This window comes from Cryptosporangium japonicum (assembly GCF_039524755.1).
Classification (GTDB): Bacteria; Actinomycetota; Actinomycetes; order Mycobacteriales; family Cryptosporangiaceae; genus Cryptosporangium; species Cryptosporangium japonicum.
In genome coordinates this window covers 362,652-372,452 of record NZ_BAAAGX010000020.1, presented here as the reverse complement: position 1 = coordinate 372,452, position 9,801 = coordinate 362,652, and the positions used below count along the sequence as shown (strand labels likewise).

Below are 9,801 nucleotides of genomic sequence, written 5' to 3'. Positions count from 1 at the left end.
GCCCTCGCCGAGCCGGGCGAGCAGTCGCTCGCGGTGTGCCGGCCACTCCGGCGAAGTCATCCCGTAGACCACGGTGTCCCGCCAGGACCCGTCCCGCCGCCTCCGGTGCCGCCGGTGCACCCCTTCGCGGACCGCACCCAACCGCTCGATCGCGCGCTGCGACCGGACGTTGCGGATATCGGTGTGCCAGGTGACGCGTTCCGCGCCCAGCGTCTCGAAAGCGTGCTCGAGCAGCAGCACCTTGGCCTCGGTGTTGATCGCCGACCGCCACCACGGCCGCCCGAGGAACGTGTACCCGATCGCGAGCGAGGGCCGATCGGGCTCGATCTCGTAGTAAGAGGTACTGCCGATCGCCCGGCCACTCGCCCGGTCGATCTGGGCGAACGCCACCCGCGCGCCGCGGTCGGCGTCGGCCAGCGCGACCTCGACCAGCCGCGACATCTGCTCACGCGTGGTGGGGACCGGGTGCGGGATGTGCTCGTGCACCTCGGGATCGCTCGCGGTGGCGAGCAGATCGTCGACGTGCTGCGGGCCGAGCGCCTCCAGCCGGACGTGGCGGCCCTCCAGCACGGGGGCGCGGAACCACGGGTTCTTCGGGCCCGCCGAGCCGGGACGGCGGTACGTCGTGAGGTACGGGGGCGCCTCGACGCCGTGCAGATCGGCCGACGCCACCGGCGCTCCCGGCACGACCCGCAGCGGCAGGAAACCGGCCCAGTAGGGAAGGGACACGTCCTCCGGTTCGTCCTCGACGACCGCGCCGGGCACCAACCGGTCCCCGATCTTCGCCGACGCCTCGGCCAGCGGTAGCGCGAGCACGGCGGTCGCGGCCAGCTCCTTGCCGCTCGGCGGGCGACAGTCGGCGGCCCGGCCGGCCGCGGCCTGCTCGAGCAGGGCGTCGAGAGCGCGGACTTTTTCGTCCCGGTCGTGGACCGGGCGGGCCAGCCCGTGCACGATCACCGAGCGGTAGTCCACCGAGTGGTTGAACCCCGACCGCGCGAACACCAGCCCGTCGAGCAGCGTGACCGTGACGCACACCGGCACGCCGTCGTCGGCCTCGCGCAGGGGGCGGCTGCCGGTGGAACCGTGCAGGTAGAGCGTGTCGCCGACCCGCGCGTGCAGGGTGGGGATCACGCGCGGCGCCCCGTCGATCACGATGCCCAGGTGGGCGACGAGCGCCTCGTCGAGAATCGCGTTGATGGTGTCGGAGTCATACCGGGCCCGGTCGGCGTACCGGGTGGGAACGGTGCGCGGGCTGGGAGCGTCCATCTAGGCCGCCTTTTGTTCTGGTACATACTTAACTTTGTGACGTCACAATATCGGATCACCGGCCGCGGGGCGGAAGAGATTTCCGCGGCTGTGGAGAACGGGGTCCGGGAGGGCGCGCTGGCACCGGGGGCCACCCTGCCGCCGGTGCGCCGGCTGGCGTCCGAACTGGGCGTCGCGCCCACCACCGTCGCCGCCGCGTACGCGATCCTGCGCCGCCGCGGCGTGGTCGAGACCGCCGGCCGGCGTGGCACCCGCATCCGCACCCGCCCGGCCACCGCGCCGCGGACGGCGGCCGTCGTCGCGATCCCGCCCGGCGCGCGCGATCTGTCCCACGGCGAGCCCGACACTGCGCTCCTCCCGCCGTTGGCGCCGGTCCTGTCCCGGCTGGCGCCGGAGCCGTACGGTTACGCCGACGACATGGTGCTGCCCGCCGTCCGCGCGCTCGCGGTTCGTCGGCTGGAGTCCGACGGTGTGCCGGTCGAGGCGCTCACGCTGTGCCACGGCGCGCTCGACGCGATCGAGCGCTCGCTCGTCACCCGGGTCCGCCCGGGCGACCGGGTCGCGGTGGAGGACCCGGCCTGGGCGAACCTGCTCGACCTGCTCGCCGCGCTGGGTGTGGAGCCCGTCGGCGTCGCGGTGGACGAGGACGGGCCGGTGCCGTCGGCCGTCGCCGCCGCGATCGGGCGCGGCGTCACCGCGATGGTCGTCACCAGCCGCGCCCACAACCCCACCGGGGGAGCGATCAGCGGATCGCGGGCCGCGGAGCTGCGCGAGGTGCTGGCCGGCCGTGACGTGCTGGTCATCGAGGACGACCACGCCGCCGAGCTGGCCGGTGTCCCGCTGGCGCCGCTCGCCGGCGCCACTCCGCACTGGGTCCTGGTGCGCTCGGTGAGCAAGCCGTACGGCCCCGATCTGCGCTGCGCCCTGCTCGCCGGTGACCCCGCGACGGTCGCCAGGGTCGACGGCCGCCGCCGGCTGGGGCCGGGCTGGGTCAGCCGGCTGACCCAGCGGATCGTGGCCGAGCTCTGGCAGGACCCTTCGGTCGACGCCCTGATCGCGCACGCCGCGCACGAGTACGACGCTCGCCGCGGTGCGCTGCTCGGCGCACTGCGGGCCGCCGGGGTGAGCGCGACCGGCCGGACGGGCCTGAACGTCTGGGTGCCGGTCACCGACGAGACCGCGGCCGTGACGGCGCTGCGTGACGGGGGAATCGTGGTCGCGCCCGGCTCGCGGTACCGGGTGGACACCGGACCCGGCGTCCGGATCACCGCCAGCACGTTGCCGGTCGCCGACGCGGCCGAGGTGGCCTCGGCGGTGGCGTCGGCCGTCACCGCCCGGCTGGCGCCCCACCGGTGAGACGCCTGTGGGCGATCCGGCGACCACCCGGTGGATGCGGGTAGCCTGGCCGCCGTGCGGCTCACGGAATTCTGGCAGCGGATGGACGCCGCCTTCGGCCCCGTCTACTCCCGGTCGGTCGCGTCCGACCAGGTCCTCGCCACCCTCGGCGGGCGGACCGTCGAACAGGCACTGGCCCAGGGCGAGGACGCGAAGTGGGTGTGGCGTGCGGTGCACTCCGCGTTCGAGCTCCCGGCCACCCAGCGCTGATCTTCACTCTGCGTACTCGCGCCGACACGCCTGGGGAAGGTGTTGCGCAATCGAACATAAGTTCGGTTAGCATGGCTCCCACGCGCATCGTGACCGTCCACCGGAGTGCCGGTGTCCACAGATTCGCGCCGCAGCGCGAAACTGTCGTACCCAGCCTCTAGCGTCAGCCGCGATGAAAACTTCCCGACGACTTCCCAAGGCGGCAGCCATGCCAGCAGCACCTGACCGCGACAAGGCGCTCGAGGTAGCGCTAGCCCAGATCGACAAGCAGTTCGGCAAGGGCTCCGTCATGCGCCTCGGCGAGGACAACCGCCCGCCGATCGCCTCGATCCCCACCGGCTCGATCGCCCTCGACGTGGCGCTCGGGATCGGTGGCCTGCCGCGCGGGCGGGTCATCGAGATCTACGGTCCGGAGTCCTCCGGTAAGACCACGGTCGCCCTGCACGCGGTCGCCAACGCGCAGGCCGCGGGCGGGATCGCCGCGTTCATCGACGCCGAGCACGCGCTCGACCCGGTGTACGCCAAGGCCCTCGGCGTCGACACCGACGCGCTCCTGGTCTCCCAGCCCGACACCGGTGAGCAGGCGCTCGAGATCGCCGACATGCTGGTCCGCTCCGGCGCGCTCGACATCCTGGTCATCGACTCGGTGGCCGCGCTCGTGCCCCGCGCCGAGATCGAGGGCGAGATGGGCGACAGCCACGTCGGCCTCCAGGCCCGCCTGATGAGCCAGGCGCTGCGGAAGATGACCGGTGCGCTGAGCAACTCCGGCACCACCGCGATCTTCATCAACCAGCTGCGCGAGAAGATCGGCGTCATGTTCGGCTCCCCGGAGACGACGACCGGTGGTAAGGCCCTGAAGTTCTACGCGTCGGTCCGGCTCGACGTCCGGCGCATCGAGACCCTCAAGGACGGCTCCGACGCGGTGGGTAACCGCACCCGCGTCAAGGTCGTGAAGAACAAGGTCTCGCCGCCGTTCAAGCAGGCCGAGTTCGACATCGTCTACGGCCACGGCATCAGTCGCGAGGGCTCGCTGATCGACGTCGGTGTTGACCAGGCGCTGATCCGCAAGTCCGGCGCTTGGTACACGTACGAGGGTGACCAGCTCGGGCAGGGCAAGGAGAACGTCCGCAAGTTCCTGGTCGACAACCCCGATCTCGCCGACGAGATCGAGAAGAAGATCAAGGAGAAGCTCGGCATCGGCGCCCTGCCGGCCGTCGACGTCAACGGGGTCGCACCGGCTCCGGTCGACTTCTGAGCACCGACCGGCCCGTGGCCGGTAACGACCCCGCCGGTGACACTCCGGCGGGCACCGCACCGGCCCCGGGCGGCGGCGGCGCCGACGCCGCCCGGCCGCGTTCGGCCGTCGCTGATCGTGCGGCGATCGCGCGGGCGGCGTTGGAAGAGGCTGAGCGTCTCGCTCGTTCCCGGTCTTCCGTCGCTGACCCAGGCCCGGCGTCTGGTCGGCGGAGCCGGGGTGGTGCGGCCGACCCGCTCTCGGCCGGCGACGGGGATGAGGGTGGCCGTCGGCGCTGGGGTGGCTCGGGGGGCCGCGGCTCTCGGGGGAGCGGTTCGAGGGGTGGCGGTGCCGGCGATTCCGGCGTCCGCGGTGGCTCCTTGGATGGTGTCGCCGGGGGCGGTGACCTTGGAGATGGTGGCTTCCAGGGTGATGGCCTTTGGGGTGATGGCTCTCGGGGTGATGGCTTCTCGGAGCGGGAGGCCGGTGGGCGTGGCCGGGAGTCGCGGCGGGGGAGTGCCGGGTGGGGTTCGCGGCGCGGTGGAAATCGTCGGCGCGGTGAGGGCTCCGAGGGGCGTGACGAGTCACCGGAACCGACGGACGGTGACGGTGGCAGCCCGGCCGACGATGCTCCGATGGCCAACCCCGAACAGGTGGCACGCAACATCTGTCTGCGGTTGCTGACCGGTCAGCCACGCACGCGGGCCGAACTCGCCGCGGCGCTCGCCAAGCGGAACGTTCCGGTCGAGGCGGCCGACGCGGTGCTCGACCGGTTCGGCGAGGTCGGCCTGATCGACGACGCGGCCTTCGCGCGGGCCTGGGTGGAGACCCGCCAGCGCGGGCGTGGGCTCGGCCGGAGTGCGCTCGCCGGTGAGCTGCGTAAGAAGGGTGTGGACCGGGAGATCGTGCAGGAGGCGCTCGAGACCGTCGACGCCGACGACGACCTCGCGGCGGCTCAGCGACTGGTCGCGAAGAAGCTCCCGAGCACTCGTGGCCTGCCGCCCGACAAGCGGGCCCGGAGGCTGGTGGGGATGCTCGCGCGGCGAGGTCACCCCGCGGGTGTGGCGTACCGGGTGGTGCGTGAGGCGCTGGCGGCGGAGGGTGCCGACCCCGACCTGGCGGGCGTACCCGACCCCACGCTCACCGACGATTGAGCTTCCGCCGGAACCGGCATCAGAGCGCGGTGGGGCCCCGATCAGGCTGCGGTGAGGCCGCGATCAGGCCGTGGTCGAGTCGGGATTGGGCCGTCGCCGAGCCGGGATCGGGCTGGAGCGGGTCGCTGCCTAGCTCTCGGATCGAATCGGGATCGGGCGGGGGTGGGGCTCGGAATCGGTCACTCGGTGTAGTTGGGCCTTGACCTCTTGTGGAGAGTGAGGCCGGTGAACGTTCCTTGACCGGCCGGTAACCTCCACATAGCCTCACGGGTACTGAGATCGAGCCCGTGTACGTGACATCTCCTGATACGCACCTGCGATACCCATAACTCCGCGAAGCGTGCTTCGTGCTGAATGTGCTGACTGAGTTCGTCGAGGTTCGGTGGCCTCTCGAGGGCTGCTGTGTCCTCATAGGCTGAACGGCCCCTCGGGGTCCGATCGCGCTCCGTCGTGCTTTCGGCCGGCGGCTCGGCTTCGTTCGTTCGGGATGCGCTGAGGCGTGTCCCGTACCTCGGGCTCGTGTGCGTGCCCCCGCACGAGGTCGGCCCGGTCTCCGGACGGGCTACTCGTCGCGGCCGCGCGTCGGGACGAGAGGGGCCATGATGTCGGGAGCCGCGTTCGCCGGTTTCGGCGTGGTCGTCCTGTTGGTAGCGGTGGTGATCGCCGTCGTGACGGCCTTCGTCGTCCTCCGCGTACTGACCCCGCGCCTCCACGCCCCCACCCCACCCCCGCCCCACGACGAAGACAACCCCGCCACGCGGCACGCCGACACCCCCGCCTCGCGGCTCGCCGATAGCGCCGGCCCGCGGCTCGCCGATAGCGCCGGCCCGCGGCTCGCCGATAGCGCTACGGCCGAGGGGCGTGACCAAGGCGCGAACGCTGCGGGGGGTGACGAAGGCGCCCGCGCTGCGGGGGGTGACGAAGGCGCCCGCGCTGCGGGGGGTGACGAAGGCGCCCGCGCTGCGGGGGGTGACGAAGGCGCCCGCGCTGCGGGGAGTGACGAAGGCGCCCGCGCTGTAGGGCGTGACCGAGGCGTCAGCGCTGCGGGACCTGATGGTGGCACCCATATGTCGGGGCAGGGCGAAGGTGCTCCTAGTACGACGAGTGGCGCCCCCATCGGGAGTGCGCCGATTCAGCGTGACGGCACCGACCCCGTCTCCCGGACCGCTTACGCCTTGTCCGGTGATCCTGGCGCCCCCGCGGATGCCGGCACCTCACCAACCCCATCGAACGGCAGCCTTCCCAGTCCATCCTCGGCCACGACAGGCCCCGCAGATGCCGCAGACCGCGCCCCCGAGCTGGCTGCCGACACCGCCCCGAAAACTGCGCCGCTCCTCGCGCCGAGGCAAGCCCGCGACCCCGACGAGCAAGCCACCCACCCCGACCTCGTCGCGGCCCGGAGGCACGCTCGGCGCCTTCTCGAAGCGGCTCACGACGAGGCGGCGGAGATCGTCGCCCGGGCCCGCCGCCGGGCCGAGCGGGAAGCCGACGAACTCCTCGCCGACGCCCGGCGCAGTGCCGAGCGGGACGCCGCGGGGCTCACCGCCGACGCCACCGCCCGCCGGGTCGAGGCGCAGCGCCGCGAAACCCGGGTCGCCGAACGCGAGGAACGGGCCGACCAGACCGAGGCCCGGCTCTCCGAGCGCGAGACCGAGCTCGCCGCGCTCGCCGACGAACTCGCCGCCCGGAACCAGGAGCTGACCAGGGCCGCCGCCGAGCGTCGCGCCGAGCTGGAGCGGATCGCCGGGCTGTCCAGCGACGCCGCCCGGGCCGAGCTCGTCAAAGAGGTGGAGACCCAGGCCAAGCGGGAGGCCGCGATCCTGGTGCGTGACATCGAGGCCGAGGCGCGGGCCAAGGGTGAGGAGCGGGCCAAGCGCATCGTCGTCGACGCGATCCAGCGGGTCTCCGGCGAGCAGACCGCGGAGAGCGTCGTCAGCGTCCTCCATCTCCCCGGCGACGACATGAAGGGCCGCATCATCGGACGCGAAGGGCGCAACATCCGCGCGTTCGAAGCGGTCACCGGCGTCAACCTGATCATCGACGACACCCCGGAAGCCGTCCTGCTGTCGTGCTTCGACCCGGTTCGGCGCGAGGTCGGCCGCCTCACGCTCGAGAAGCTCGTTCTCGACGGCCGGATCCACCCGCAGCGGATCGAGGAGGTGTACGAGCGGAGCCGGGAACAGGTCGAACAGCTGTGTGTGCGGGCCGGCGAGGAGGCCCTGGTCCAGGTGGGCATCGCGGACATGCATCCCGACCTGATCGCCACGCTCGGTCGACTCCGGTACCGCACGTCCTACGGCCAGAACGTGCTGAAGCACCTGATCGAGACCGCGCACATCGCCAGCCACATGGCCGCCGAGCTCCGGCTGGACGTCGCGCTGGTCAAGCGCTCGGCGTTCCTGCACGACATCGGCAAGGCGCTCACCCACGAGGTGGAGGGCAGCCACGCGCTGATCGGCGCCGATCTGGCCCGCCGGCTCGGGGAGAGCGACGAGGTCGTGCACGCGATCGAGGCCCACCACGACGAGGTGCCGCCGCGGACGGTGGAGGCGGTGCTGACCCAGGCCTCCGACGCCTGCTCGGGCGGACGGCCCGGGGCGCGGCGGGAGAGCCTGGAGACCTACGTGAAGCGGCTCGAGCGCATCGAGCAGATCGCGGCCGGCATGCCCGGCGTGGAGAAGGTGTTCGCGATGCAGGCCGGGCGGGAGGTGCGGGTGATGGTGGCCCCGGACCAGGTCGACGATCTGGCCGCGCAGGTGCTGGCCCGTGACGTCGCCAAGCAGATCGAGGACGAGCTGACCTACCCGGGCCAGATCCGCGTCACGGTCGTGCGTGAGTCGCGGGCCACCGGAGTCGCCCGCTGAACGACTGAACGGTGTGCCCCGCCGGAGCAGGGGACACCGTTCGGTCGCGCGAACTCAGATAGCGGCCGCGCCGCCCTGCCCCAGATCCTGCTTCGCGTCCATCGTCGGGGCCGACGAGCGCGAACCCTTCCGCGACAACCGGCGCTCGAGCCACGTCGCGAACCACGACAGCAGCAGACAGGTCGCCACGTAGATCACGCCGCCGACGATCACCAGCGGGATCAGCGGGTACTCGAACTGCGGCGCGGTGGCCAGCTGCTTGAGCTGCTTCAACAGCTCGTCGTAGGTCACCAGGAAGCCGAGCGCGGTGTCCTTCAACAGCACCACGAGCTGACTGATGATCGCCGGCAGCATCACCCGGACGGCCTGCGGCACGACCACCGACGTCATCATCTGGGTCTTGCGCAGGCCCAGCGCGTACGCGGCCTCGGACTGGCCGCGCGGCACCGACGCGATGCCGGCGCGGAACAGCTCCGCGAACACCGAGCCGTTGTACAGCGTCAGACCGAGGACGACGGCCCACAGCGGTGAGACACGCAGGCCCAGCGACGGCGTCCCGTAGTAGAACAGGAACATCAGCAGCACCAGTGGCACTGCCCGGAACACCTCGACGAACCAGAACGACGGGATCCGCAACCAGGCGTGGTCGGAGACCCGGGCCGTGGCCAGCCCGACGCCCAGCAGCAGCGCCAGCACCGCGGCGATCCCGGCGGCCTTGAGCGTGTTGAGGAAGCCCTCGAGGATCGTGAGCTGCGGCTGCTTGTACTCGAAGATCTCCCACTTCGTCCCGGAGAACTGCCCGGTCTCGTTGAAGCGGTAGACGACGTAGAGCAGCGCTCCCAGGATCACCGCGGAGCCGACGACGCCGATCAGCAGGTTCCGCCGCCGGGCCCGCGGTCCGGGCACGTCGAACAGCACCGACGTGGTCGGGGTCCGCGGCTTCTTGCGCGACTTGACGGGAGGAGAAAGGACAGCAGTCATCGCGCCACGCTCCACCGACGCTCGAGGTTGCGCTGCACGGCCGAGAGCGGCAGCACGAGGATCAGGAAGCCGATGACGACCCACAGCAGGCCGCCCAGAGCGGGATAGCCCAGCTCGGAGAGGTTGGCCCTGATCGAGCCCGCCTCCGCGACGCTGAACCCGGCCGCGATCGTCGTGTTCTTCAGCAGCGCGATCAGAATGCTGCCCAGCGGCGGGACGACCGCCCGGAACGCCTGCGGCAGGATCACGAACCGCAAGGTCTGGGCGAACGTGAGCCCGACGGCCCGTGCGGCTTCGGCCTGCCCGGCGGGCACCGTGTTGATACCGGCCCGTACCGCTTCGCAGACGAACGCCGACGTGTACGCCGAGAGCGCGATCACCGCGAACGTACGGAAGGAGAAGTTGATCTCCAGGTACGGAAAGCCGAATGCGACGAAGAAGAACACCAAGGTCAGTGGGGTGTTACGCAGAAGATTCACGTAGCCGGTGCCGAGCCACCGCAACGCGGGCACCGGCGAAACCCGGAACGCTCCGAGAATCGTGCCGAGGATCAGGGCGGCCAATGCCGACAGGACGAACAGAACAATCGTGTTCCAGAACGCCTCGCCGAACAGTGACCAGTTGTCGGTCAGCGTGGGCAGGAAGTCACTCATCGGTCTCCCGGTAAAGAGAAGGGGCCGCCCGCTGAACGGACGGC

9 protein-coding genes are annotated in these 9,801 nt (G+C 71.7%); 6 read left to right on the top strand and 3 right to left on the bottom strand.

The window, feature by feature from the left end; all coding sequences use genetic code 11:
* Positions 1–1,266 (bottom strand): bifunctional pyridoxamine 5'-phosphate oxidase family protein/GNAT family N-acetyltransferase (locus ABD437_RS26885; protein ID WP_344651698.1); only part of this gene is annotated, 1,266 nt, incomplete at its 3' end.
* A 36-nt stretch (positions 1,267–1,302) separates the two neighbouring features.
* On the opposite strand from ABD437_RS26885, the gene ABD437_RS26880 reads away from it, so the two are divergent.
* From ABD437_RS26880 to rny, 6 genes are all read left to right on the top strand, one after another.
* The gene (locus tag ABD437_RS26880; RefSeq protein WP_344651697.1) at positions 1,303–2,622 is read left to right on the top strand and encodes an aminotransferase class I/II-fold pyridoxal phosphate-dependent enzyme; all 1,320 of its coding nucleotides are present in this window, start codon (positions 1,303–1,305) and stop codon (positions 2,620–2,622) included.
* Between the two features lie 54 nt (positions 2,623–2,676).
* Positions 2,677–2,871 (top strand): DUF3046 domain-containing protein, encoded by a 195-nt coding sequence (locus ABD437_RS26875; RefSeq protein ID WP_344651696.1) that lies wholly within the window; start codon positions 2,677–2,679, stop codon positions 2,869–2,871.
* Between the two features lie 208 nt (positions 2,872–3,079).
* Complete coding sequence (recA, locus tag ABD437_RS26870; RefSeq protein ID WP_344651695.1) at positions 3,080–4,126, top strand: recombinase RecA; 1,047 nt, start codon at positions 3,080–3,082, stop codon at positions 4,124–4,126.
* A 614-nt stretch (positions 4,127–4,740) separates the two neighbouring features.
* Positions 4,741–5,259 carry a regulatory protein RecX gene (locus tag ABD437_RS26865; protein ID WP_344651694.1) on the top strand — a complete coding sequence of 173 codons (519 nt, stop codon included), beginning with the start codon at positions 4,741–4,743 and terminating at the stop codon, positions 5,257–5,259.
* An 861-nt stretch (positions 5,260–6,120) separates the two neighbouring features.
* Complete coding sequence (locus ABD437_RS26860) at positions 6,121–6,279, top strand: hypothetical protein (RefSeq protein WP_344651693.1); 159 nt, start codon at positions 6,121–6,123, stop codon at positions 6,277–6,279.
* A 155-nt stretch (positions 6,280–6,434) separates the two neighbouring features.
* Positions 6,435–8,123: a ribonuclease Y gene (rny, locus tag ABD437_RS26855; protein WP_344651692.1), complete on the top strand. Its 1,689-nt coding sequence runs from the start codon at positions 6,435–6,437 to the stop codon at positions 8,121–8,123.
* Positions 8,124–8,177: 54 nt separating this feature from the next.
* Here rny and ABD437_RS26850 read toward each other — a convergent pair whose 3' ends face one another.
* Positions 8,178–9,104 carry an amino acid ABC transporter permease gene (locus tag ABD437_RS26850; protein WP_344651691.1) on the bottom strand — a complete coding sequence of 309 codons (927 nt, stop codon included), beginning with the start codon at positions 9,102–9,104 and terminating at the stop codon, positions 8,178–8,180.
* On the bottom strand, positions 9,101–9,745 hold the full coding sequence (locus ABD437_RS26845; RefSeq protein WP_344651753.1) for an amino acid ABC transporter permease: 645 nt from the start codon (positions 9,743–9,745) through the stop codon (positions 9,101–9,103). Before ABD437_RS26845 ends, ABD437_RS26850 begins: the two co-directional genes overlap by 4 nt.
* Positions 9,746–9,801: the final 56 nt, after the last annotated feature.